The sequence below is a fragment of the Thiomonas intermedia genome, from assembly GCF_002028405.1.
Lineage (GTDB): Bacteria > Pseudomonadota > Gammaproteobacteria > Burkholderiales > Burkholderiaceae_C > Thiomonas > Thiomonas intermedia.
In genome coordinates this window covers 2,913,834-2,937,936 of the sequence record NZ_CP020046.1, presented here as the reverse complement: position 1 = coordinate 2,937,936, position 24,103 = coordinate 2,913,834, and the positions used below count along the sequence as shown (strand labels likewise).

Annotated in this window: 21 protein-coding genes; 2 read left to right on the top strand and 19 right to left on the bottom strand. The window is 63.8% G+C overall.

The genetic code is table 11. The features are described 5' to 3' along the window. The first annotated feature begins 57 nt into the window (after positions 1–57). Positions 58–2,148: a polyphosphate kinase 1 gene (gene ppk1 / locus BVH73_RS13730; RefSeq protein WP_079419553.1), complete on the top strand. Its 2,091-nt coding sequence runs from the start codon at positions 58–60 to the stop codon at positions 2,146–2,148. A 41-nt stretch (positions 2,149–2,189) separates the two neighbouring features. On the opposite strand, the gene phoR is transcribed toward ppk1, so the two are convergent. The 14 genes from phoR to BVH73_RS13660 form a co-directional block, all read right to left on the bottom strand. Beyond that, entirely contained in the window at positions 2,190–3,551 is a 1,362-nt protein-coding gene (gene phoR, locus BVH73_RS13725) for a phosphate regulon sensor histidine kinase PhoR (RefSeq protein WP_079419551.1), read from the bottom strand. 155 nt (positions 3,552–3,706) lie between these two features. Then, on the bottom strand, positions 3,707–4,441 hold the full coding sequence (phoB, locus tag BVH73_RS13720; protein ID WP_079419549.1) for a phosphate regulon transcriptional regulator PhoB: 735 nt from the start codon (positions 4,439–4,441) through the stop codon (positions 3,707–3,709). 33 nt (positions 4,442–4,474) lie between these two features. Further along, entirely contained in the window at positions 4,475–5,179 is a 705-nt protein-coding gene (gene phoU / locus BVH73_RS13715) for a phosphate signaling complex protein PhoU (RefSeq protein ID WP_079419547.1), read from the bottom strand. Positions 5,180–5,191: 12 nt separating this feature from the next. Beyond that, positions 5,192–5,974 carry a phosphate ABC transporter ATP-binding protein PstB gene (pstB, locus tag BVH73_RS13710; protein ID WP_079419545.1) on the bottom strand — a complete coding sequence of 261 codons (783 nt, stop codon included), beginning with the start codon at positions 5,972–5,974 and terminating at the stop codon, positions 5,192–5,194. Between the two features lie 9 nt (positions 5,975–5,983). Continuing rightward, positions 5,984–6,862, bottom strand: a complete 879-nt coding sequence (gene pstA / locus BVH73_RS13705) for a phosphate ABC transporter permease PstA (protein WP_079419543.1) — start codon at positions 6,860–6,862, stop codon at positions 5,984–5,986. Beyond that, positions 6,859–7,776: a phosphate ABC transporter permease subunit PstC gene (pstC, locus tag BVH73_RS13700; RefSeq protein WP_245800500.1), complete on the bottom strand. Its 918-nt coding sequence runs from the start codon at positions 7,774–7,776 to the stop codon at positions 6,859–6,861. The genes pstA (BVH73_RS13705) and pstC (BVH73_RS13700) overlap by 4 nt, the downstream gene beginning before the upstream one ends. A 215-nt stretch (positions 7,777–7,991) precedes the next feature. After that, complete coding sequence (pstS, locus tag BVH73_RS13695) at positions 7,992–9,023, bottom strand: phosphate ABC transporter substrate-binding protein PstS (protein WP_079419539.1); 1,032 nt, start codon at positions 9,021–9,023, stop codon at positions 7,992–7,994. A 133-nt stretch (positions 9,024–9,156) separates the two neighbouring features. Further along, the gene (gene pstA / locus BVH73_RS13690; RefSeq protein ID WP_218919032.1) at positions 9,157–9,972 is read right to left on the bottom strand and encodes a phosphate ABC transporter permease PstA; all 816 of its coding nucleotides are present in this window, start codon (positions 9,970–9,972) and stop codon (positions 9,157–9,159) included. A gap of 31 nt (positions 9,973–10,003) precedes the next feature. Continuing rightward, the gene (gene pstC / locus BVH73_RS13685) at positions 10,004–10,960 is read right to left on the bottom strand and encodes a phosphate ABC transporter permease subunit PstC (protein ID WP_079419535.1); all 957 of its coding nucleotides are present in this window, start codon (positions 10,958–10,960) and stop codon (positions 10,004–10,006) included. Between the two features lie 77 nt (positions 10,961–11,037). Then, a complete protein-coding gene (gene pstS / locus BVH73_RS13680; RefSeq protein ID WP_218919031.1) occupies positions 11,038–12,114 on the bottom strand; it encodes a phosphate ABC transporter substrate-binding protein PstS in 1,077 nt (358 codons plus the stop codon). A gap of 168 nt (positions 12,115–12,282) precedes the next feature. Then, entirely contained in the window at positions 12,283–13,602 is a 1,320-nt protein-coding gene (gene glmM, locus BVH73_RS13675) for a phosphoglucosamine mutase (protein ID WP_079419531.1), read from the bottom strand. 44 nt (positions 13,603–13,646) lie between these two features. Then, positions 13,647–14,474: a dihydropteroate synthase gene (gene folP / locus BVH73_RS13670; protein ID WP_079419529.1), complete on the bottom strand. Its 828-nt coding sequence runs from the start codon at positions 14,472–14,474 to the stop codon at positions 13,647–13,649. Between the two features lie 87 nt (positions 14,475–14,561). After that, positions 14,562–16,469, bottom strand: coding sequence for an ATP-dependent zinc metalloprotease FtsH (gene ftsH, locus BVH73_RS13665; RefSeq protein WP_079419527.1), 1,908 nt, complete (start codon positions 16,467–16,469; stop codon positions 14,562–14,564). Between the two features lie 183 nt (positions 16,470–16,652). Further along, positions 16,653–17,303 (bottom strand): RlmE family RNA methyltransferase, encoded by a 651-nt coding sequence (locus tag BVH73_RS13660; protein ID WP_079419525.1) that lies wholly within the window; start codon positions 17,301–17,303, stop codon positions 16,653–16,655. A gap of 72 nt (positions 17,304–17,375) precedes the next feature. On the opposite strand from BVH73_RS13660, the gene BVH73_RS13655 reads away from it, so the two are divergent. Next, the gene (locus tag BVH73_RS13655; protein ID WP_079420661.1) at positions 17,376–17,867 is read left to right on the top strand and encodes a YhbY family RNA-binding protein; all 492 of its coding nucleotides are present in this window, start codon (positions 17,376–17,378) and stop codon (positions 17,865–17,867) included. A 7-nt stretch (positions 17,868–17,874) separates the two neighbouring features. Here the strand turns inward: BVH73_RS13655 and BVH73_RS13650 are convergent, their stop codons facing one another. The 5 genes from BVH73_RS13650 to carA form a co-directional block, all read right to left on the bottom strand. Continuing rightward, the gene (locus tag BVH73_RS13650) at positions 17,875–18,300 is read right to left on the bottom strand and encodes a DUF4149 domain-containing protein (protein WP_079420659.1); all 426 of its coding nucleotides are present in this window, start codon (positions 18,298–18,300) and stop codon (positions 17,875–17,877) included. A gap of 79 nt (positions 18,301–18,379) precedes the next feature. After that, positions 18,380–18,853, bottom strand: coding sequence for a transcription elongation factor GreA (gene greA, locus BVH73_RS13645; RefSeq protein ID WP_079419523.1), 474 nt, complete (start codon positions 18,851–18,853; stop codon positions 18,380–18,382). 91 nt (positions 18,854–18,944) lie between these two features. Continuing rightward, positions 18,945–22,169: a carbamoyl-phosphate synthase large subunit gene (gene carB, locus BVH73_RS13640; protein ID WP_079419521.1), complete on the bottom strand. Its 3,225-nt coding sequence runs from the start codon at positions 22,167–22,169 to the stop codon at positions 18,945–18,947. A gap of 49 nt (positions 22,170–22,218) precedes the next feature. After that, the gene (gene leuE / locus BVH73_RS13635; RefSeq protein ID WP_079419519.1) at positions 22,219–22,902 is read right to left on the bottom strand and encodes a leucine efflux protein LeuE; all 684 of its coding nucleotides are present in this window, start codon (positions 22,900–22,902) and stop codon (positions 22,219–22,221) included. A gap of 15 nt (positions 22,903–22,917) precedes the next feature. After that, on the bottom strand, positions 22,918–24,069 hold the full coding sequence (carA, locus tag BVH73_RS13630; RefSeq protein WP_079419517.1) for a glutamine-hydrolyzing carbamoyl-phosphate synthase small subunit: 1,152 nt from the start codon (positions 24,067–24,069) through the stop codon (positions 22,918–22,920). Positions 24,070–24,103: the final 34 nt, after the last annotated feature.

Sequence of the window (24,103 nt, the reverse complement as noted above, 5' to 3'; positions counted from 1 at the left end):
CGCTCTGTTTTCTTCTGGCACTGGCAAAATGCCGATAGCCTCTCTGCTCCCACCTTCATGTCCCCTACCGACATCGCACCCCGCCTGCTCAACCGTGAGCTGGGCACTCTCGAATTCAATCGCCGCGTGTTGTTCCAGGCGCTGGACGACACCAACCCCCTGCTCGAACGCCTGCGTTTTCTCAGCATCGTGTCGAGCAATATGGACGAGTTCTTCGAGACCCGCGTCGCCACCCTGCAAGACATGCTGGAGGCCGACCCCGGCTCGCACACGCCCGACGGCATGCGGGTCAGCGACGCGCTGGCCGAAATATCCAGGCGGGCCCATACCCTGATCGCCGACCAGTACCGCGTGCTGCAGCAGGCCGTGCTGCCCGCGCTCGACAAACAGGGCATCCGCCTCTACCGCCTGCCCGACTGGACCGAGGCGCAGCACGCCTGGGCGCAGCACTATTTCGAGACCGAGGTTTCGCCCCTGCTCACGCCCATCGGGCTCGACCCGGCGCACCCCTTCCCCCGCGTCATCAACAAGAACCTGGTGTTCGCCGTGCAGCTCGAAGGCACCGACGCCTTCGGCCGCAACATCGAGCTGGGCGTGGTGCAGACCCCGCGCACGCTGCCGCGCATCGTGCCCATGCCGCCTGAGCTGTGCAATGCGCGCTATGGCTTCATGCTGCTGTCCTCGTGCATGCAGGCGTTCGCCGGGCAGTTGTTTCCGGGGCTGGAGGTTCGGGGCGTGCATCAGTTCCGCGTCACCCGCAACAGCGAACTGTTCATCGACGACGACGACATCACCAATCTGCGCGCCGCCCTGCAGGGCGAGCTGCGCGCCCGCCATTTCGGCGATGCGGTGCGGCTCGAGGTCGCCGCCGACTGTCCGCACGAGGTCATCGAGCGCCTGCTGCGCGAAAACAACATCCTGCCGCAGGACTGCTACCGCGTGGATGGCCCGGTGAATCTGGTGCGGCTGCAGGAGATCCTCGATCACGTCAACGAACCGCAGCTGCTGTTCAGCCCCTACCTGCCCGCCCTGCCCCCGGACTGGCCGGGCGTCGACGCCGAGATCTTCGACCGCATCCGTGCCCGCGATCTGCTGCTGCACCACCCCTACGATGCCTTCGCCCCTGTGGTCGATCTGGTGAAGACGGCCGCGCGCGACCCTTCGGTGGTCGCCATCAAGCAGACCATCTACCGCACCGGCGGCAACTCCGAGCTGATGGACGCCCTGATCGAGGCCGCGCGCAATGGCAAGGAAGTCACCGTGGTCCTGGAGCTGATGGCCCGGCTGGACGAGGAGACCAATATCAACTGGTCCTCGCGGCTGGAGGCCGCGGGCGCGCATGTCGTCTTCGGCGTGGTCGGCTTCAAGTGCCATGCCAAGATGCTGCTCATCGTCCGCCGCGAAGCCGCCGAGGGCACGGGCCGCAAGGTGCTGCGCATGTACGCGCACCTGGGCACCGGCAACTATCACGCCCGCACCGCGCGGCTCTATACCGACTTCGGCCTGATGACGGCCAACCCGGAGATCTGCGAGGACGCGCGGCGCGTGTTCCTGCAGATCACCGGGTCGAGCCAGGTGCAGGAGCTCAGGCGGCTGTGGCAATCGCCCTTCACCCTGCACGCCAATGTGCTGGCCGCCATCGCCCGCGAGGCCGACCATGCCCGCAGCGGCAAGCCGGCGCGCGTCTGGGCGCGGGTCAACGCGCTGCTCGAACCCACGGTGATCGAGGCGCTGTACGCCGCCTCGCAGGCCGGGGTGGAGGTGCGCCTGCTGGTGCGTGGCGCCTGCATGCTGCGCCCGGGGGTCGAGGGACTTTCCGACAACATCCGGGTGCGCTCGACCATAGGCCGCTTCCTCGAACATTCGCGGGTGTTCTACTTCCACAACGGCGGCGAGGCCGAGGTCTACATTTCCTCGGCCGACTGGATGGAGCGCAATCTGCTGCGCCGGGTCGAGATCGCCGTGCCGCTGCTCGACAACAAGATCAAGGCGCAAGTCATCCGCGAAGGTCTGCGCATGCAGTGGCAGCATCCGGGCAATGCCTGGGAGATGGATAGCGACGGCAACTACCACCGCCCGCGCGGCTCGCGCAGCCGCCTGAGCTGCCATCAGGTGTTGATGCACTCGCGGCTGGCGCGCAAGCAATAGGCCTGTTGGCTTCGGGCGGGCGGGCTGAACGCCGCGCCCGATCAGGCCGCTTCGAGCTCGTCCTCTGCGGCACGCCCGGAAGCCAGTGCATCGGCCGAGACCAGACGCGCGCCCGGAAAGCGCACCACGAAGCGGCTGCCCTTGCCCGGCGTGCTGTGAACCAGCAGTTCGGCCTGGTGACGCAGCAGCACATGCTTGACGATGGCCAGCCCCAGCCCGGTTCCGCCCGACTCGCGAGAACGTCCTCGATCCACACGGTAGAAGCGCTCGGTCAGGCGCGGGATATGCTCGGCCGCGATGCCGATTCCGGTATCGCTCACGCTGAACTCGGCGTGACGCGGCTGGCCGTTGACGAAAACGGCATCCCATTCCAGAGTGACGCAGCCTCCGTCAGGCGTGTATCGCACGGCGTTGCTCACCAGATTGGACAGCGCCGAATGCAGCTCCTGCGGACTGCCGCGCACCCACAGATCGGTTCGCACCTCCACCTTGACCTGGTGCCGGCCGTTGGACAGCGCCTGCGCCTCGCTCAGGTATTGCGTCATCATCGACTTCATATCGATGGCGACTTCGGTGGGCGGATAGGGGTCGCCCTCCAGCCTGGCCAGTACCAGCAGATCGTCCACCAGATGCCGCATGCGGTCGGACTGGGTCTGCATCATGCCCAGCACCTTCAGCCGCTGGGGCTCGTCCATCGGCATGTCGCGCAGCGTTTCGACAAAGCCGCCCAGCACGGTCAGCGGCGTCTTGATTTCATGCGAAACATTGGCCACGAAGTCGCGCCGCATCGCCTCGGTGCGTTCGAACTGGGTGATGTCCTGCGAGAGCAGCAGCTTCTGCTGGTCGCCATAGGGAAAGACCTGCACGCTGAGCGTGAACTGGGCGCGCGAACCGGCCCGGTGCATGTGCAGCGGTTCGTGAAAGTGCGCCGTCTGCAGATAGGCGACGAACTCCGGATTGCGGATCAGGTGCACGGCGTGCTGGCGCAAATCGCGCTGGGCATCGAGGCCGAAGTGCTGGGCCGCGGTGGCGTTGCACCAGTCGATCTGGTTGTTCTCATCGAGCAGGATCACCCCGTTGGGCGAGACCTGCAGCGCCTCGATGAAACGATGCAGCTTCGATTCCTCGTAGCTCAGGCGGCCCGTCCACAGGCGCAACTGCCGCGAGGCACGATAGAAAGCCTCGGCCCACGCGCCGGAGCCCACGGGCACCGGCGAGGTCTCGGGCGACTTGAGCCAGCGGATGAGCCGCGACAGCGCCAGCGAATCACGCGCCACCACGCCCATGAGCATGAGCAACGCTGCCACCATGGCGCCGACATGCCCGCTGAGCAATGCCCCCATCCCCGCCGCCAGCAGAACGAAGAGCAAGATGATGGTGATGCGCCAGGCAACTGAGATCATGGGTACCGCGCAGAAAACGGCGCTCGGAAAACGTCGGCCCGGTCGGAGTGGCGGTGCCAGGCGAGCGAGCCGGGCGCCGGGGCCATGCAGACTCACACTTTAGAACAGCTCGCGAGGCAACCCCGAACAGGGCCAGACGAGAGTCGCAGACGGCCTCAAGCCGCAGAAACCTGCGGGGCGCGCGCCTGCGCGGTGAAGCGATAGCCGGCGCCACGCACGGTTTCCACCATGTCGGCACACTGCACGGGAGCCAAGGCTTCACGCAGACGCTTGATATGCACGTCCACGGTGCGCTCTTCGATGAAGACATGATCGCCCCAGACCTTGTCGAGCAAGGCGCCCCGGCTGTGCACCCGCTCGGGATGGGCCATGAGGTAGTGAAGCAGCTTGAATTCGGTGGGGCCCAGGCGGATTTCGAGCGGATCGCCGTCCGCCTTCTTGTACATCGCACGGCGGCTGGACGGGTCGACCGACAGCCCGCCGATCTGCACCTGTTCATCGGTGAGCTGGGGTGCGCGACGGCGCAACACCGAGCGAATGCGAGCCAGCAGCTCCTTGGGCGAGAAGGGCTTGGTGATGTAGTCGTCGGCCCCAGCGTCCAGCCCTTGCACCTTGTCGCTTTCCTCGCTGCGGGCGGTGAGCAGAATGATGGGAATGGCCTTGGTGCGCGCATCCGCGCGCAGCGCCCGGGCCAGCGCCACGCCCGACATGCCGGGCAGCATCCAGTCGATCAGCAGCACATCGGGCAGCACGTCGCGAATGACGCGCAAAGCCTCTTCCGCACTGCCGGCGCGGATCGGGCAATGCCCGGCGTGCTGCAGATTCATCGCCAGCAATTCGGCAATCGCGGGCTCGTCTTCGACGATGAGAATGTTGCTCGATAGGCTCATGGTTCGGCGCTCTTCAGAACAGGACGCAAGTGATCACAGCGAGCCCGCCACTTCGCGGAAGGCTTCCTTGTTGTGGCGCACATCGGTGCCACGCACGATGTAGATCACGAACTCGGCGATGTTTTTCGCGTGGTCGCCGATGCGCTCGATGGCCTTGGCCACGAACATCAGGTCGAGCATGGTCGAGATGGCGCGCGGATCTTCCATCACATAGGTGATGACCTTACGGGTGAAACCGTCGAATTCGTCGTCAATACGGCTGTCGCTCTCGACGATGTCGACGGCGGCTTTCTCATCCAGGCGCGCGAAGGCATCGAGCGATTTGCGCAGCTGATCAATGGCCAGATCGGCGGCATGCTGCAGGTCGCCGATGCCGATGGACATGGGCGTGCCCGACTCCACGATGTCGCGGGCCATGCGAGCGATGCGCGAGGCCTCGTCGCCCGCGCGCTCGAGATTGGCGATGGTCTTGGAGATGGCCACCAGCAGACGCAGATCTCGTGCCGTGGGCTGGCGCTTGGCGATGATCTGGGTGATGTCGGCGTCGATCTCGACTTCCATCTGATTCACGCGCTTTTCCACTTGAAGCACGGTGCGCGCCGCCTCGATGTCGAGGTGGCGCAGGGCGTAGATGGCCTGCGCGAGCTGCGATTCGACCTGCCCGCCCATTTCCAGCACGCGGGTGGAGACGGCGTTGATCTCTGTATCAAACTGGGTTGAAAGATGCGGCTTGTCCATGGTGTGCTCCGATCAGCCAAAGCGGCCGGTGATGTAGTCCTCGGTTTCCTGCTTTTTAGGCTTCAGGAAAATTTGATTGGTCTCGCCGAACTCGATGAGTTCACCCAGATACATATAGGCCGTGTAGTCGGACACGCGCGCTGCCTGCTGCATATTGTGGGTCACGATGGCCACGGTGTAGTCGCGCTTGAGCTCGATCACCAGCTCTTCCACTTTGGCGGTGGAAATGGGGTCGAGTGCGGAGGTCGGCTCGTCGAGCAGCAGCACTTCCGGCTTGATCGCCACGCCGCGCGCGATGCACAGCCGCTGCTGCTGTCCACCCGACAGGCTCATGCCGCTTTGCTGCAACTTGTCCTTGACCTCGCCCCACAGCGCCGTCTTGGTCAGCGCCCATTCCACGCGGTCGTCGAGTTCCGACTTGGGCAGCTTCTCGTACAGCTTGATGCCGAAGGCGATGTTGTCGTAGATCGACATCGGAAACGGCGTGGGCTTCTGGAACACCATGCCGATCTTGGCGCGCACCAGGGCCACGTCTTCCTTCGTCGTCAGGATGTTCTGGCCATCGAGCAGGATCTCGCCCTCGGCGCGCTGCTCGGGGTAGAGCTCGAACATGCGGTTGAACACACGCAGCAGCGTGGATTTGCCGCAACCGGACGGGCCGATGAAGGCCGTGACCTTGTTTTTGGCAATCTCCATGTTGACGTTCTTGATCGCCTTGAATTTTCCGTAATAGAAATCCAGGTTCTTGACCGTCATGCAAGCCGGGGGCGGCAAGGTTTCAGCAACAGCGCTCATGGTGGGCTTTCAATGTTTTTGACGAATCAGGACGCGCGCGGTCACGTTGATGACGAGCACGCCGAAGGTGATGATCAGCACGCCGGCCCAGGCCAGGCTCTGCCAGTTGCTGTAGGGGCTCATCGCATAGTTGTAGATGGTGACCGGCAGATTGGCCATTGGCTGCGACAGACCCGCGTTGAAGAACTGATTGTTCAGCGCGGTGAACAGCAACGGGGCCGTTTCACCGGCAATGCGGGCCACGGCGAGCATGATGCCGGTCAGCACCCCGGCGCGTGCCGATCGCAGGATGACGGCGGAGATCACCTTCCACTTCGGCGTGCCCAGCGCATAGGCCGCCTCGCGCAGCGAACCCGGCACCAGCCGCAGCATGTCTTCGGTGGTACGCACCACCACGGGCACCACCAACAGGGCCAGCGCGATCGAACCCGCCCATCCCGAGAAGGTCTTGGTGTTGGCCACGACCAAGGCATAGACGAACAGTCCGATGATGATGGACGGTGCCGCCAGCAGAATGTCGTTGATGAAGCGCGTGACCCTCGCCAGCCAGCCCCGTCCGCCATATTCCGACAGATAGACCCCCGCCATGATGCCCAGGGGCGTGCCCAGCAAGGTGCCGACGAAGGTCATCGCCACCGAGCCGTAGATGGCGTTGAGCAGACCGCCATCGGTCATGGGCGGCGGCGTCATCTCGGTAAAGGTCGCCAGATTCAGGCCGCCGATGCCCAGTTTCAGCACCGAAAACAAGATCCAGATCAGCCAGACCATGCCGAACGCCATGGCCGCCAGCGACAGCGTCAGCACGCCGATATTGGTGGCCTTGCGTCGGGAAAAGTAGCGCTGGCGAAAATCGCCCGTGTGGCTTCGCGTCGCAGCGGTGGCGCTCATGAGCGGGTTCCTTCGCCTTTGGCCAGTTGTGCGAGCAGCAGCTTGGACAGCGCCAACACAACGAAGGTGATGAAAAACAGCACCAGGCCCAGATAGAACAGGGCCGACTGATGCAAGGGACCGGCCTCTGCGAATTCGTTGGCCAGCACCGAGGTGATGGTGTTGGCCGGGGCGAACAGCGAGGAGCTGAACGCGCTGGTATTGCCCACGATGAAGGTCACGGCCATGGTCTCGCCCAGGGCGCGCCCCAGTCCGAGCATGATGCCGCCGATGACGCCGGCCTTGGTATAGGGCAGCACCACATTGCGCACGACTTCCCAGGTGGTGCAGCCGATGCCGTAGGCGGATTCCTTGAGCATGGGCGGCGTGATCTCGAACACGTCCTTCATCACCGACGCAATGAAGGGAATGATCATGATGGCCAGGATCACCCCGGCCGACAAGAGCCCGATGCCGACCGGCGCGCCCTGGAACAGGAAGCCCAAGCCGGGCACTTCCCCGAACACGTTCTGCAGCGGCGTCTGCACATACTGCGCCAGCAGCGGTGCGAAGACCAGCAAGCCCCACATGCCGTAGACGATGGAGGGAATGGCGGCGAGCAGTTCGATGGCGGTGGCCAGGGGGCGGCGCAGCCAGATGGGGGAAAGTTCAGTGAGGAACAGCGCGATGCCGAAGCTCACGGGCACCGCAATCAGCAAGGCGATGATGGAGGTGATCAGGGTGCCGTAGATCATGGAGAACCCGCCGAACTGATCGTCCGTCGGGTTCCAGTTGGAACTGGTGAAAAAACCGAAACCGGTGGCCTTGATCGCCGGCCAGGCACCGATGAACAAGGACACGATGATGCCCGCCAGCGTGGCCAGCGTGACAATGGCCGCCAGACGCGCCATGCCGGAAAACACCACATCGCCCATCGGGCTGTGCTTGCGCTTCTGACCCTCGCCAGGCTCGCCGAGGGTTGCTTTGGACGTTGCGTTCATGGAAGTTGTGGGATAGCTCGCAGCCATGACTGTAAATCCTTCAATCAAACCGGCGCGGGCAGAACACTCCGCCCGGGCCTGTGGCATCCCGCCATGATCGGCAGCACATGCCGGGCGATCATGGCGAGGGATTTACCGCTCAAGCTGAATCACTTCCAGACGGCTTGGCCGCTGGCCGATTTCACCGTGCCCCACTCCTTGTAGATCGCGGCCTTCACCGGCTCGGGCATGGGAATGTAGTCCAGGCTCTCGGCGGACTTGTCGCCATCCTTGTAGGCCCACTGGAAGAACTTGAACACGTCGGCAGTCTTCTCCGGCTTGTCCGCGGTCTTGTGCACCAGAATGTAGGTGGCGTTGGTGATCGGCCAGGAGGCATCGCCCGGCTGGTCGGTCAGCACCTGATAGAAGGTCTTGGACCAGTCGGCCCCAGCGGCCGCGGCCTTGAAGCCGTCGATCGACGGCTTGACCACCTTGCCTGCCTTGTTCACCAGGTCAACCACGTCGAGCTTGGGGTTCTGCTTGGCGTAGGCGTATTCCACATAGCCGATGGAGTTGGGCAGCTGGGTAACGAAACCCGCCACGCCCGGGTTGCCCTTGCCGCCCGTACCGACCGGCCAGTTGACGGTGGTGCCGAACTTGTACTTCTCGGCCCACTCGGGGTTGGCCTTGGACAGGTAGTTGGAGAAGATGAAGGTGGTGCCCGAGGCGTCGGCACGGCGCACGACGGCGATCTGCGCGTCGGGCAGCTTCACGCCGGGGTTGAGCTTGGCGATGGCCGGATCGTTCCACTTGATGATCTTGCCCATGTAGATGTCGGCCAGCAGGGTGCCGTTGAGCTTCATCTCGTTGGACTTCAGGCCGGCGATGTTGACCACGGGCACCACGCCGCCCATCACGGTCGGGAACTGGATCAGGCCGCCCTTGGCCAGCTCTTCATCGGTCAGCGGCATGTCGGACGCGCCGAAATCGACGGTCTTGGCGTTGATCTGCTTGATGCCGGCGCCCGAGCCCACGCCCTGGTAGTTCACCTTGCCCATGCCGGCCTTGTTGAACTCGTAAGCCCACTTTTCATAGACGGGCTGGGGAAACGTGGCGCCTGCGCCCGAAATTTCCAGCGCGTTCGCGCTGTAGGTGGCAGCCAGAAGGGCTGAGGCCAGAAGGCTTTTGACGATAATTTTCATTGAATGAGCTCCCTGAGGTGATGCAAAAGTGATCTACGCAACACGCCTGTTCGGCGGCTGAAGACACTCTAGGACACGAATATGACAATTTCGTGTCAGTCACGCAACCGAGGGCCCCGGACGAGGCCGGTCTTCAGAAGGCACGCCTCGACGTCAAGAAGGCCCTGGCCACCAGATTGATGGCCAACACCATCGCCACGACCAGAAAGGCCGCCGCATAGGCCAGCGCATGCGCCGAGGCGAAGGGCTGATTGATGAAACTCCAGATCACATAGGTGAGGTAACCGATCGGCTCCTGCGTGAGACGCCCGTTCCACAGATAGTTCGACCAGCCCGCCGTGTAGATCAGCGGCGCGGTCTCGCCCACGGAGATGGCCAGCGCGAACAGCACCCCCGTGATCACCCCCGACCGCGCGGCGGGCAGCAGTACCCGCAGGACGACCTGATGCTCCTTGCACCCCAGGGCGTAAGCCGCCTCGCGAAGGCTGGACGGGTTCTGACGCATCGCCAGCTCCGTGAACCGTGCGATATAGGGCATGACCATGATGGCCAGGGTGATGGCGCCGGCCAGCGCCGAGAACTGCCAGCCCAGGCCGACCACCAGTGTGACGTAGGCGAAGTAGCCCAACACGATGGAAGGCACGCCCGTGAGCACATCCGCCAGAAACCGCACCACACCGCCCCAGCGCCCATGGCCGTACTCGCTCAGGTACACGCCCGACAGCACGCCGATGGGAGCTGCGAACAAGAGCGCTCCACCACTGAGCACCAAAGTCCCCTCGATGGCATTGAGCAGCCCGCCGCTGATGCCGTTGGTCACCTGGGTGAACAAGGTCGGCGTGACCGCCGCCCCGCCCTTGACCAAGGTCATCCAGAGAATGTCGGCCAGCGGCACAACCACGATGGCGAACGCGGCCACGCAAAGAAGCGCGAAAAACCCGTTGAACACGCGGCGTCGGCGTTGCAGCCCAAGCGCGCGCTCAGAGACGGTGGATGCTGACGCGACGGGTGAGGAGACGAGCGATGACATTGACGATGACCGCGATGATGAGCAGCACCAGGGCAATTTCCGCCAGCGAGCGCACGGCCATGCCGCTGGGGTCCTGCAAGGCACTGTCGAGTTGAGAAGCGATGAAGGCCGCCATGCTGGTGATGGGGCTGTAGATCGTGTCGGGCAGGTAGTTGAGCGCGCCGCCACTCACCATGAGCACGGCCATCGTCTCGCCCAGCGCACGGCCGAGCGCCAGAATCACCGCGCCGATCAGCGGCACCCGAACGGCGGGCAGCAAAATCTTCAGCAGCACTTCCGCCCGGGTCGCACCCAGGCCGAAGCTCGCCTCACGCAGTTCGTTGGGCACGCGCTTGAGCGCCTCGACCAGGGTGCTGGTGATGACCGGCAGCACCATGATGGCGAGCACCAGACCGGCGGTGAGCAGCCCATAGCCGCTGGTGGCCGCTCCCGAGAAAAAGGGGATGAAGGCCAGGACATGCTGCAGCAGCGGCGCGATGTGCGTCATCACCAGCGGAGCGAGCACCTCCAGCCCCCACAAGCCATAGACCACGCTGGGCACCATGGCGAGCAGTTCCACGACCTGGGCAAACGCGCCACGCAGGCGGCGCGGCGCGTAGTCATTCAGAAACAGCGCCACGCCGATGCCGACGGGCACGGCCAGCAGCAGCGCGATAGCCGAGCTGGCCAGGGTGCCCACGATGAACACCCAGATGCCATAGGTCGCCCCGATGGGCATCTCGAAACCATCACGCTTGACCGGATTGGAGTACAGATTGCCCAGATTCCAGGTCTCGGTGGTGAGAAAGTGCAGACCGTTGAACTGGATCGCGGGCCAGGAATAGGTGGTGAGAAACACCATCACCGCCAGCAGGGCCAACGGGATCAGGGTCGAGACGGCAAGCAGTCCGGGACGGAAAACGCGCATGGCAGGTCGATTCGCGACGATACGGAAGCGGCACCGCCTTCCCGCTCAGGAAAGGCGGTGCCTCGAAACATCGGCGCTTATTGAATCTTCTCGATCTGCGCCTTGCTCAGCTGCTGAATCCGGGCAGGCAGGGCGATGAAGCGAACCTGCTCCAGATATTTCTCAGCGTTGCCGCCCTGGGTGTCCACCGCCCAGCCGAGAAACTCGCGGATGGCCTTGGCGGTTTCCGGGTTGGCTTGCTTGGCATTCACGATGGCGTACTCGTAGTTGATGATGGGATAGGAATCAGCACCTTCGGAGAACACCAGGCTCAGCCGCTCGTCAGCCGGGGTCTTGGCAATCAGGCCGGAGGCCGCAGCGCTCACCGTCTTGGCGGTAGGCAGCAGGAAGTGCCCAGCCTTGTTCTTGATCATCGCCGTGCCCAGACCGGCCTTGGCGATTTCCTTGTGGAAGCTCACGCCGATGTAGGCGACGGAGTAAGGCGTCTGCTGGCAGGCCTGCACCATGCCGGGGTTGCCGTTGGCGCCCACCCCACCCTGCACCGCAGGCCAGGAGATCGAGGTACCGAAGCCGACGCTGTCATTCCACTTGGGCGTGGAGAACGAGAGGTACTGGCTGAAGATGAAGGTGTCGCCGCTGCCGTCGGTGCGGTGGATGGGCACGATGGCGTGGTTGGGCAGGGCCACACCGGGGTTCAGCGCCTTGATGGCCGCGTCGTCCCAGTTCTTGATGCTGCCGCTGTAGATGCCGGCCAGCACGGGTCCGTCGAGCTTGAGGTGCTTGCCGTTGAGGCCGGGCACGTTGTAGTTGATGGTCTGCGCCGAAATCGCCAGCGGAATGTTGACGATGCTGGGGTTCTGCTTGATCTGCGCATCGGCCATGTAGGCGTCGGAAGCCCCGATCTGCGCCACGCCCGAGATGGCCTCGGCGATGCCGGTGCCGCTGCCCGTGCCCTGGGTCGTGATCTTCACGTCGGAATGGGCCTTGGTGTAGTCGGGCACCCAGAGGTTGAACAGCGGGTACAGCAGGGTCGAGCCGGTTTCCAGCAGGGTGATCTGCGCGGCCTGGGCGGGCAGCGCGAACAGGCCAGAGGCAAGGGTCAGACCAGCGACGGCCAGACCGGCCTTGAGCTGGGTGCGACGAGACAGATTCATGGACATTGTTCTCTCCGAAGTGACAATCCCCGCGCTGACGGCAGGGGCTGGACAGCATTTCAGACGTCCAATATGACAACTCCGTGATAGGTATGTCTTGTTACGACTCTCACAACTGGACCCAGCAGAATCAATGCCTTAGGCCAGATGCGAGAGTCGCTCGCCACCCTATTCGAGCAAGGCGGCTTTGAGGGCGGAGGCCACGCGCGCGCCCTGTTCCTGCTCGGCGTGCTCGACCATGATGCGCAGAACCGGCTCGGTGCCAGAGGGTCGGATCAGCACCCGACCGCTTCCATTGATCTGCGCCTCGGCCTCGGCGCGAGCCTGGGCAAACCCGGCATGGCTTTTCCAATCGAGCCCTGGCGGCAGTTTGACGTTGAGCAGGGTCTGCGAAAACAGCTGCACCGCCTGCAATTGCTCGCTCAGGCTGCGGCCGGTGCGCACCACGAGCTCGAGCATTTGCAGGGCGGCGACGATGCCATCGCCGGTCGTGTGCCGGTCGAGCAGCAGCATGTGACCCGAGCCCTCGCCCCCGAGCTGCCAGCCGCGGGTCAGCAGTTCTTCGAGCACATAGCGATCACCGACAGCGGCGCGAACGAAGGTCATGCCTTGCTGCTGCAACGCCTTCTCCACGGCGAGATTGGTCATCAGCGTGCCCACCACGCCTGCGGGCTTGCGATCCATGGCCAGGAGATAGAGCAGTTCATCTCCGTTGAACAGGCGGCCGTGACGATCGACGAGTTGCAGCCGGTCGGCATCGCCGTCGAGGGCGATGCCGTAATCGGCATGGTTGGCCCGCACCGCGCGGATCAAGGCGTCGGGCGCCGTCGCGCCCACGTCCTTGTTGATGTTGAACCCGTCGGGCTGCGCCCCAATGGAGATGACTTCGGCCCCCAGTTCGTGGAACACCGAAGGCGCGATGTGATAGGCCGCGCCATGGGCGCAGTCCACCACGAGGCGCAGACCCTTGAGGGTGAGGTGATTCGGAAAGGTGCTCTTGCAGAATTCGATGTAGCGTCCCGCGGCATCGTCGAGGCGTCTGGCCTTACCCAGTTGCTCTGAAGGCACACAGCCCTCGGCCTCCGCAAGGGTGGCTTCGACTTCGAGCTCCCAGACATCGGGCAGCTTGCTGCCTCCGGCCGAGAAAAACTTGATGCCGTTGTCGGCGAACGGGTTGTGCGAGGCGCTGATCACCACGCCAAGATCGAGTCGCAGCGCCCGCGTGAGGTAGGCAACACCCGGCGTAGGCAGCGGGCCCACGAGCATCACATCGCAGCCCGCCGCGGTGAAGCCGCATTCCAGCGCAGCTTCGAGCATGTAACCCGAGATGCGAGTGTCCTTGCCAATCAGCACCGTGGGCCGCTGTACGCCCTGGTTGCGCAACACCTTGCCCGCAGCATGCCCCAGACGCAAGCCGAACTCCGGCACGATCGGGCTCTTGCCCACATGGCCACGAACCCCGTCGGTCCCGAAATACTGTCTGCTCATTCTTTCTCCGTCCAAGTTGTATTAGTCATCGGCGGCGCGCGGAATCAACGGGCCATGGCATGCCACACTTTAATCGCGTCCACGGTCGGCCCGACATCATGTACGCGTACGATTTGCGCGCCCGCTGCGACGCACGCCAGCGCAGCCGCCAGGCTCCCCGGCAAACGGGCCGCCACCTCGCGCCCCGTGAGGGCGCCGACCATGGATTTTCGCGAAACCCCGACCAACAGCGCATAGCCGGATTGTGCGAGCTCGGGCAGGCGTTTCGCCAAGGCGAGATTGTGCTCAAGCGTCTTGCCAAATCCAAACCCGGGATCAAGGACAATGCTCTTCTGCGCAATGCCCGCCGACTCCACCACGCGGGCGCGCGTGAGCAAAAAATCGCGCACATCGACAAACACCTCCGTGTAATGCGGCGACTGCTGCATGGACTCCGGATCGCCCTGCATGTGCATGAGGCAGATCCCTGCGGTCATGCCGGCGACGGCCTCCAGGGCGCCAGGCCGCTGCAGGGCATGAATGTCGTTGATGATGTCCACGCCCAGGTCCAGCGCGCGCCGCATGGTCTCGGGCTGATAGGTATCGACCGACACCGGGACATTCCACCGCACCACCTCTTCGAGCACCGGGCCGATCCGCGCCCATTCCTGCGCGTGCGTCAGGCGTGGAGAACCAGGGCGAGACGACTCACCCCCAATATCCAGAATGTCGGCACCTTCCTCGATCAATACCTGCGCATGCCGCAGGGCACGAAGCTCATCCGCATGCTGGCCTCCGTCCGAAAAGGAATCGGGCGTGACGTTGACGATGCCCATGACCAGGGGCCGCTGCAGCGGCAGAATGAATCGACCGGCATGCCAATGAGCTGCCATGGAAATGCACCCCAAAAAAAAGCCCGGTCAAGGACCGGGCCGTGATTGAACTCGCCGTTGCGATCAGGCGATGCGAGACCCCACCACTCAGGCCGCTGTGGCCGACGGGGCGTCCGTCGTGGCGCCCGTCGCAGGAGCGGAAGGTGTGCGAGGCGCCGAAGTCGGGCCACTGCTGGGAGGCAGCTTGGGCGGCCTGGGCTCGCGTCCGGCCATGATGTCGGCCAATTGCTCGGAGTCGATGGTTTCCCATTCGAGCAAGGCGGCCGCCATCGCATGCATCTTGTCCTTGTTCTCCTCGATCAGTCGACGCGCCAGGGCGTACTGTTCGTCGATGATGCGACGGATTTCCGAATCCACCTTCTGCATGGTCTGCTCCGACACATGCGTGGTCTTGGTGATGGATCGGCCCAGGAACACCTCACCCTCGTTCTCCGCGTAAACCATGGGGCCGAGCGACTCGGTCATGCCGTAGCGCGTGACCATGTCACGCGCCAGCTGCGTGGCACGCTCGAAATCGTTCGAGGCCCCGGTCGTCATCTGGTTCATGAACACTTCCTCGGCGATGCGGCCGCCGAAAAGAACGGAGACCATGTTGAGCATGCGGTCACGATCCATGCTGTAGCGATCGGTCTCGGGCAACTGCATGGTGACGCCGAGTGCGCGGCCACGCGGGATGATGGTGACCTTGTGCACCGGATCGGTCTTGGGCAGCAGCATGGCCACAAGCGCATGGCCCGATTCGTGATAGGCGGTGTTGCGACGCTCTTCCTCGGGCATGACCATGCCCTTGCGCTCCGCGCCCATCATGATTTTGTCCTTGGCACGCTCGAAGTCTTCCATTTCGACCACACGCGCGCTGCGGCGGGCCGCGAACAGCGCGGCTTCGTTGACCAGATTGGCCAGATCAGCGCCGGAGAAGCCGGGCGTGCCACGAGCCAGAATGTCAGCGCGGATGTCGGTGCCTACCGGAATCTTGCGCATGTGCACTTGCAGGATCTGCTCACGGCCACGGATATCGGGCAGCGTGACGTAGACCTGCCGGTCGAAACGACCGGGACGCAGCAAGGCCGGGTCGAGGATGTCGGGGCGGTTGGTCGCGGCGATCACGATCACACCCAGATTGGTCTCGAAGCCGTCCATCTCCACCAGCATCTGATTGAGCGTCTGCTCGCGCTCGTCGTTGCCGCCCCCGAGGCCGGCACCGCGATGGCGGCCCACGGCGTCGATTTCATCGACGAAGATGATGCAGGGCGCGTGCTTCTTCGCGTTCTCGAACATGTCGCGCACGCGGGCTGCACCCACGCCGACGAACATCTCGACAAAGTCGGAGCCCGAAATGGTGAAGAACGGCACCTTCGCTTCGCCGGCGATGCTCTTGGCCAGCAGCGTCTTGCCGGTGCCGGGCGGGCCGACCAGCAGCACGCCACGCGGAATGCGTCCGCCGAGTTTCTGGAATTTCTGCGGATCCTTGAGGAAATCCACCAGCTCCTTGACGTCTTCCTTGGCCTCGTCGCATCCGGCGACGTCGGCAAAGGTCACGTTGTTGCTCGATTCATCCAGCAAACGGGCCTTGGACTTGCCGAAACTGAACGCGCCTCCGCGTCCGCCACCCTGCATCTGGCGCATGAAGTAGACCCAGACGCCGATCAGCAGCAGCATGGGGAACCAGGAGATGAAGATTTGCGTCAGGAACGATTGCTCCTGGCGGGGGGCGCCAACGACTTCGACGCCGTCCTTCACCAGATCGCCGACCATCCACAGATCGCCTGGCGAGGTGAGATTGAAACGACGCCCTTCCGTGGTCGTGATGTCCAGAACGCCGCTCTGGTGCACGATGACTTTCTTGATGCGCCCGGCCTTCGCATCCTGCATGAACTGGGTGTAGCTCACGGCATCTGCGGACTGCTGGGGACGATCGAACTGCTTGAAGACCGTGAACAGGACGAGACCGATCACAAGCCAGATCGCAATTTTGGAAAACCATTGATTATTCAAAACCAACCTCCAGAAGCAGAGCAAGCGCAGATGCAGGACATGAAGACCATTTTAGGCATTTCAAGAGTCAGGGCGCGGTGTTTGTGGAAAACCGATCCGACAAAATGGGCTATTGATTTGAACAATCTGATCGAATTTGACAAAAAACAACTCTGCCGCAGGACACGTCTGCGCCAGGGCACCTCATTCGGCCGCTCTTTTCAGTGTGCGGGCCAGAAGAAAGGTTTCCGCCGACTTGTCCCGCGAGGCCTGCGGTTTGACGGCCTTCACCTGCTGGAATACGAGTTTGAACGCCTTCACGATCTGGCTGTAATAGCTGCCGTGAAAGGTCTTGATCACCATGGCGCCCTGGGGTTGCAGCCACCGCTGGGCGAAATCCAGCGCCAGTTCGCTCAGATGTTCGATTCTGGCCGCATCGGCCGAAGGGATGCCGGTGAGGTTGGGCGCCATATCGGACAACACCACATCGACCTTGCGGCCTTCGAGAAGCGCCTCGAGCTGGCTGACCACGGCCTCCTCCCGAAAGTCGCCCTGAAGAAAGTGCACCTCGGGCACGGGCTCCATGGGCAACAGATCCAGCGCGAGAATGGTGCCCTGCACCGCGCCGCCGCGCATCAGCCTGTTTCGCGCATACTGCGACCATGAACCCGGCGTGCTGCCCAGATCGACCACGATCTGCCCCGGACGGAGCAGCCCCTCGGCCTCGTCGATCTCCTTGAGCTTGTAGGCGGCGCGGGCGCGATAGCCTTCTCGCTGCGCCAACTTCACATAGGGATCGTTGAGGTGATCCTGCAGCCAGGCTTTGCTGAATTTGTTTTTCTTCGCACTCGACATGGGTTCTTCAAGGACAATAGCGGATTAAGACTACGCACCGCGCGCATGGATGTTGCGACGCGCTTGGCCATCATGACTACATTGGAACTCACTCCGCCTTTCCGAAGCAGCCTGCGCGCTCAAGCGCACGGGCTCAAACCCGTCGTGCTGATCGGCGAGCAAGGACTCAATCCGGCCAATCTGGCGGAAATCGACGTGGCACTCAAGGCCCACGAACTCATCAAGGTGCGCGTTTTCGGCGACGACTCTGCGGCACGCCTGGCCATGCAGCACACCATTTGCGACACCCTGGGGGCTGCCCCCGTGCAGGCGATCGGCAAACTGCTGGTGCTCTACCGGCCACGCCCGAAAGCGCCCAAACAGACCTCGGACGAAGAGTTTCAGGGCGCCAAGCGCGGCAGGTCGCCACGCACCGTCAAGGTGGTCGTACCGTCGAGCAGCCCGACACACCGGGCCAAGGTCAAGCGCGTCACCCTGCTGGGCAATCAGCGTCTGACGGCCACGGGCAAAGTCAAACGCGCCAAACCCCGCCTGACCAGCGCGAAGAAATCGTCACGCGGCTAGGGCCTGTTCAGGCCGTGGCGCGGCGCGCAGGCAGTCGCCAGACATAGGCCGCGACGCACAGGGCCTGCAGGGCGAACACCAGACTGGCGATGCCGTGCCACATGCCGGCCTGCGGCGAATGGCTGTAGGCAGCCTGCAGCAGCCGAGGCACGACGCCGAATTCGCCCAGCACGGCAAAGAACACGCCTCCCAGCGGCAACAACTGATCCGCCGACATCGCCTTCTTGTCGGCAAACCGTTCGAGCACGGCAATCAGCACGCCGAAAACGATGGCGGCCAGCGCCATGATGTAGAACATGCGACTGGCCACGGCGGCGGCGATCATCTTCTCGGGCACCGTGGCGAACGCCGTGGGTGCCCCGATGAGGCCGACGGCCGCCATACCGCCCAGCCAGAGCGCGGCGAGAAACCAGCGGGTACGCAGACTGCTCATGACAACCTCGCCGGCACGCATCCGAAAGGGTTCGCCACCGGCGGAGGGAACCGCACGAAGCGATGGTTTCCGGGATGGTTCATTTGTAATGGACGGCCAGAATTTCATACCGGCGCACGCCCCCTGGCGCGGCGACCTGGGCCATGTCGCCCGATTCCTTGCCGATCAGCGCCCGCGCGATGGGGGAGTTGATGGAGATGCGTCCCTGCTTCAGGTCGGCTTCATCGTCGCCCACGATCTGATAGGTGATTTCGTCTCCGCTGGATTCGTCGCTCAACTCGACCGTGGCCCCGAAGACCACGCGGCCGTCGGCCTGCAGTTCGCTCGGATCGATGATCTGCGCGGTGCCGAGCTTGCCTTCGATGTCGGCGATCCGCCCTTCGATGAAGCCCTGTTTGTCGCGTGCTGCGTCATATTCGGCATTCTCGGAAAGATCGCCTTGCGCGCGCGCCTCGGCGATCGCCTGGATCACCGCGGGTCGTTCGAGGGTCTTGAGACGATGCAGTTCTTGCTTGAGTTGTTCCGCGCCTTTGCGCGTCATGGGGGTCGCCATGATTGGGCCTCCGTAAAACCGTGAAAAAAACGAGCACCGCAGCTTCTGGCGTTGAATCGCTCGTGCTGCGGTGCCCGGATGAGCCGGAATTTTACGCCGTCGCAAACGATTGAAGAGAATAGACCGCGATTTTCTGCAGTTGTTTCATCCCTTCGACCGCAGCAAGGGCGCCCGAAATCGTGGTGTAGGTCGTGACCCGCGCGGCCAGTGCCGACGTACGGATGGCGCGGGAATCGGTGATGGCGTTGCGGCGCTCCTCCACTGTGTTGATCACCAACACGATTTCGTCGTTCTTGAGCATGTCCACGATGTTCGGACGCCCTTCGGTGACTTTGTTGATCACCTGAACCTCGACCCCCGCCGCCGCAATGGCGGCCGCGGTGCCGCGCGTGGCCACCACGCCGAAGCCCATGGCCACCAGCTGGCGCGCCACCTCAACGGCGTCAGGCTTGTCGCTTTGTTTGACCGACAGGAAGACCTTGCCTCCCGCCTGGGGATCGGGAAGACGCGTGCCCGCTGCGAGCTGCGACTTGACGAAGGCCTCGCCAAAGGTCTGTCCCACGCCCATGACTTCCCCGGTGGACTTCATCTCGGGGCCGAGAATGGGATCGACGCCAGGAAACTTGCTGAACGGAAACACGGCCTCTTTCACGCAGTAGTACGGCGGGGTGACTTCCTTGTCGATACCTTGCTGCGCCAGCGTCTGACCGGCCATGCAGCGCGCGGCGATCTTGGCAAGCTGCAGGCCCGTGGCCTTGGAGACGTAGGGCACGGTGCGCGAAGCGCGCGGATTCACTTCCAGCAAGAAGATGCGATCCTCCCCGTCGAGCTGCTGGATGGCGAACTGCACATTCATCAGACCGACGACCTGCAGACCATGCGCGAGCTTGACCGTCTGCTCCTTGATGCGCGCCACCGTGGCGGCCGAGAGCGAGTATGGCGGCAGCGAGCAGGCCGAGTCGCCGCTGTGCACGCCGGCCTGCTCGATGTGCTCCATCACGCCGCCGATGAATACCTGGGTGCCATCGCAGATGGCGTCGACATCGCACTCGATGGCGTCATTCAAAAAGCGGTCGAGCAGCACCGGCGAATCGTGGCTCACCTTCACCGCCTCGCGCATGTAGCGCTCGAGGTCGCGCTGTTCGTGCACGATCTCCATGGCGCGGCCGCCCAGCACGTAGCTGGGACGCACGACCAGCGGGTAGCCGATCTCCTCGGCCCGCGAGAGCGCCTCGGCTTCCGAGCGCGCGGTGCGGTTGGGCGGCTGCAGCAGGCCGAGTTGCTCGACCAGATGCTGGAATCGCTCGCGGTCTTCGGCCATGTCGATCATGTCCGGGCTGGTGCCGATGATGGGCACGCCGTTGGCCTCGAGATCGAGCGCGAGCTTGAGCGGCGTCTGCCCCCCATACTGCACGATCACACCGACGGGCTGCTCCTTGTCGACGATCTCCAGCACGTCTTCAAGGGTGAGCGGCTCGAAATACAGGCGGTCGGACGTGTCGTAGTCGGTGGACACGGTCTCCGGGTTGCAGTTGACCATGATGGTTTCAAAGCCATCGGCCCGCATGGCCAGCGCAGCGTGCACACAGCAATAATCGAACTCGATGCCCTGCCCGATCCGGTTCGGCCCGCCGCCGAGCACCATGATCTTCTTGCGCCGGGTGGGCAGCGCCTCGCACTCCTCGTCGTAGGTGGAGTAGAGGTAGGCGGTTTCGGTGCTGAACTCGGCGGCGCAGGTGTCCACGCGCTTGAAGACCGGACGCACCTGCAGCGCACGGCGACGGTCGCGCACGGCGGTCTCGGTGGCGTGCAGCAACTTGGCGAGGCGCCGATCCGAAAACCCTTTCTGCTTGAGCGCGTAAAGACGGTCGCGGTCGAGCTTTTCCAGGGTGTGATGACGCTCCAGCTCCAGCTCGGTCTGCACGATGTCCTGGATCTGCGCCAGGAACCACGGGTCGATGCGGGTGAGCTGGTGGACTTCGTCCAGGCTCATGCCCTGCGCGAAGGCATCGCCGACATACCAGATGCGCTCGGGGCCGGGCTCGCCCAGCTCCTTCTCAAGCACCTCGCGGTCCTGGGTCTTCTCGTTCATGCCATCGACGCCGACTTCGAGCCCACGCAGCGCCTTCTGGAAACTCTCCTGGAAGGTCCGGCCCATGGCCATGACCTCACCCACCGACTTCATCTGCGTGGTCAGACGCGAGTCGGCCTGGGGAAACTTCTCGAAGGCGAAGCGCGGCACCTTGGTGACCACGTAGTCGATGGTCGGCTCGAACGAGGCCGGCGTGACGCCGCCGGTGATGTCGTTGCGCAGTTCGTCGAGGGTGTAGCCCACGGCCAGCTTGGCCGCGATCTTGGCGATCGGAAACCCGGTGGCCTTCGACGCCAGCGCCGAAGAACGGCTCACCCGCGGGTTCATCTCGATGACGATCAGCCGCCCGTCCTTCGGATTCACCGCGAACTGCACATTCGAGCCGCCGGTATCGACCCCGATCTCGCGCAGCACCGCGATGCTGGCGTTGCGCATGATTTGATACTCCTTGTCGGTCAGGGTCTGCGCGGGGGCGACGGTGATCGAGTCGCCGGTGTGCACGCCCATCGGATCGAGGTTTTCGATGGAACAGACGATGATGCAGTTGTCGGCGCTGTCGCGCACCACTTCCATCTCGAACTCTTTCCAGCCGATCAGCGATTCCTCGATCAGCAGTTCGCTGGTGGGCGAGGCCTCGATGCCGCGCTTGCAGATGACCTCGAACTCTTCCGGGTTGTAGGCGATGCCGCCGCCGGTGCCGCCCAGCGTGAAACTGGGACGGATGATGACCGGAAAGCCGATGGATTTCTGCACGCCCCAGGCTTCTTCGAGGGTATGCGCAATGCCCGAGCGCGCCGAGCCCAGGCCGATGCGCGTCATGGCCTGCTTGAATTTCTGGCGGTCTTCGGCCATGTCGATGGCCGCGGGCTTGGCGCCGATCAGCTCCACGCCGTACTTGCCCAGCACGCCGTTGTGGTGCAGATCGAGCGCGCAGTTCAACGCGGTCTGCCCGCCCATGGTCGGCAGGATGGCGTCGGGCCTTTCCTTCTCGATGATGGTCTCGACCACCTGCCAGGTGATGGGCTCGATATAGGTGACATCGGCCGTTTCCGGGTCGGTCATGATGGTCGCCGGATTGCTGTTGACCAGGATGACCTTGTAGCCCTCTTCACGCAGGGCCTTGCAGGCCTGGGCGCCGGAGTAGTCGAACTCGCAGGCCTGGCCGATGACGATGGGGCCGGCTCCGATGATCAGAATGCTTTTTATGTCGCTGCGCTTGGGCATGGGCGAGTCTCTTTATGCAGATGAAATCGAGAAAAAACAGCGAGAAAAATCAGTGCGTTCTTGCCGTGGCCGCCAGCGCCAGCTTCACGCCGAAGCCGAAAAAGCCCGCGCCGGTCGCACCCATCGTCAGCGCGGACAACCGCCGTCTGCGGCGGAACGCGTCGGCAACCCGAACCCCACCGAAGATCAGCACCGACAAGTAGAGCGCGCTGAAGAACTGCGTGATCACGCCCAGCAACAGGAAGGACAGCGCCGGATGGGCGTAGTGCGGATCGACGAACTGGATGAAGAACGAAACGAAGAAAAGGATGGCCTTGGGATTGAGCAGACTGATGAACAGCGCTTTGCGAAACGGGCTCTCCAGCCGCCTGCCGCTCTGTTGCTGCGGCGTGTGCGGATGGGTGGCCTGCACATGCAGACCCGTATCCGCGGTACGCCAGCGCTTCCAGGCCGCGCGCAGCATATTGATGCCCAGCCACCCCAGATACAGCGCGCCTGCGGCCTGCACCAGGTGGTAGAGGGCCAGATTGGTCTCGAGCAGCGAGGCGGCGCCGGCGGCGGCCAGCACCATCAGCACCGTGTCGCCCAGAAACACGCCCATCGCCCCCAGATAGCCCTGGCGCACGCCGCGCTGCGCGGCCACGCTGAGCACATAGAGCGAATTCGGTCCGGGCAGCAGGACGATGAAAATCACCCCGAGCACATAGGTCCACAGATTGACGACGCCGAACATCCGAATGCTCCCGTTTCAGGCACGATCCATCAGACCGACGAACCGATCGAACAGATAGCCGATGTCGTGAGGCCCGGGGCTGGCTTCCGGGTGCCCCTGGAAACAGAAGGCCGGCCTGTCCTTCCAGGCCAGACCCTGCAGCGTGCCATCGAACAGGGAGACGTGCGTGGTGCGCACGCTGTCGGGCAGACTGGCCGCGTCCACGGCGAAGCCGTGGTTCTGGCTGGTGATCGACACCCGGCCACTGTCCAGATCCTTGACCGGATGGTTGGCGCCGTGATGGCCGAATTTCATCTTGAAGGTCTTGGCACCCGCCGCCAGCCCCATGATCTGATGCCCCAGGCAGATGCCGAAGGTCGGCACGCCGGCCGCGATGATCTGCTGGGTTGCGGCAATGGCGTAGTCACAGGGCTCCGGATCGCCCGGGCCGTTCGAGAGAAACACCCCGTTCGGCTGCAGCGCCAGCACCTCGGCCGCGGACGTCTGCGCCGGCACGACCGTCACCCGGCAACCCCGCGCCGCCAGCAGGCGAAGGATGTTGTATTTCACGCCGAAGTCGTAAGCCACCACATGCCGCAGAGGGCGGTCCATCTCGCCGTATCCGTGCTGCAGCGACCAGTCGGTCTGTGTCCACTCGTAGGCCTTCGCGGTGGACACCACGCGGGCCAGGTCCATGCCGGCCAGGCCGGCGAAGCCGCGGGCGGCACCCTGCGCCGTCTGGATCAACGCATCGGTGATGTCTTCGCCCGCCGCCAGGCCGATGACGCAACCGTTCTGCGCGCCGTTGGTGCGCAGGTGCCGCGTCAGGCGGCGGGTGTCGATCCCGGCGATGGCCACCGTACCCTGCTCGCGCAGATAGGCATCCAGCGCCTGTTCGCTGCGATAGTTGGCGTGCAGCGCCGGGAGGTCTTTGATGATGAGCCCGGCGGCATGCACCTTGGCGGCCTCCACGTCGTCCTTGTTGGTGCCGACGTTGCCGATATGCGGATAGGTCAGCGTGACGATCTGGCGGCAGTAGCTCGGATCGGTCAGGATTTCCTGGTAGCCGGTGATGGCCGTGTTGAACACGACTTCGCCGACCGTCTGCCCGCTCGCGCCTATGGAGAGTCCGCGAAAGATCGAGCCGTCGGCGAGGACCAGGACGGCTTTGGGCAGCAACGACAGCATGAGAATTCTCCGGTGAGCGCCCGGATATTGGAAT

Excerpts from the sequence above, each read along its gene's own strand:
- ppk1 (WP_079419553.1), top strand. The coding sequence starts at position 58 with ATGTCCCCTACCGACATCGCACCCCGCCTGCTCAACCGTGAGCTGGGC.
- pstB (WP_079419545.1), bottom strand. The coding sequence starts at position 5,974 with ATGAGCGCTGTTGCTGAAACCTTGCCGCCCCCGGCTTGCATGACGGTC.
- folP (WP_079419529.1), bottom strand. The coding sequence starts at position 14,474 with ATGGCAGCTCATTGGCATGCCGGTCGATTCATTCTGCCGCTGCAGCGG.
- carA (WP_079419517.1), bottom strand. The coding sequence starts at position 24,069 with ATGCTGTCGTTGCTGCCCAAAGCCGTCCTGGTCCTCGCCGACGGCTCG.
- BVH73_RS13650 (WP_079420659.1), bottom strand. The coding sequence starts at position 18,300 with ATGAGCAGTCTGCGTACCCGCTGGTTTCTCGCCGCGCTCTGGCTGGGC.
- phoR (WP_079419551.1), bottom strand. The coding sequence starts at position 3,551 with ATGATCTCAGTTGCCTGGCGCATCACCATCATCTTGCTCTTCGTTCTG.
- phoU (WP_079419547.1), bottom strand. The coding sequence starts at position 5,179 with ATGGACAAGCCGCATCTTTCAACCCAGTTTGATACAGAGATCAACGCC.
- pstC (WP_245800500.1), bottom strand. The coding sequence starts at position 7,776 with ATGGGCGATGTGGTGTTTTCCGGCATGGCGCGTCTGGCGGCCATTGTC.
- glmM (WP_079419531.1), bottom strand. The coding sequence starts at position 13,602 with ATGAGCAGACAGTATTTCGGGACCGACGGGGTTCGTGGCCATGTGGGC.
- greA (WP_079419523.1), bottom strand. The coding sequence starts at position 18,853 with ATGGCGACCCCCATGACGCGCAAAGGCGCGGAACAACTCAAGCAAGAA.
- BVH73_RS13660 (WP_079419525.1), bottom strand. The coding sequence starts at position 17,303 with ATGTCGAGTGCGAAGAAAAACAAATTCAGCAAAGCCTGGCTGCAGGAT.
- pstS (WP_218919031.1), bottom strand. The coding sequence starts at position 12,114 with ATGAATCTGTCTCGTCGCACCCAGCTCAAGGCCGGTCTGGCCGTCGCT.
- leuE (WP_079419519.1), bottom strand. The coding sequence starts at position 22,902 with ATGTTCGGCGTCGTCAATCTGTGGACCTATGTGCTCGGGGTGATTTTC.
- pstC (WP_079419535.1), bottom strand. The coding sequence starts at position 10,960 with ATGCGCGTTTTCCGTCCCGGACTGCTTGCCGTCTCGACCCTGATCCCG.
- pstA (WP_079419543.1), bottom strand. The coding sequence starts at position 6,862 with ATGAGCGCCACCGCTGCGACGCGAAGCCACACGGGCGATTTTCGCCAG.
- BVH73_RS13655 (WP_079420661.1), top strand. The coding sequence starts at position 17,376 with ATGACTACATTGGAACTCACTCCGCCTTTCCGAAGCAGCCTGCGCGCT.
- phoB (WP_079419549.1), bottom strand. The coding sequence starts at position 4,441 with ATGAGCCTATCGAGCAACATTCTCATCGTCGAAGACGAGCCCGCGATT.
- pstS (WP_079419539.1), bottom strand. The coding sequence starts at position 9,023 with ATGAAAATTATCGTCAAAAGCCTTCTGGCCTCAGCCCTTCTGGCTGCC.
- carB (WP_079419521.1), bottom strand. The coding sequence starts at position 22,169 with ATGCCCAAGCGCAGCGACATAAAAAGCATTCTGATCATCGGAGCCGGC.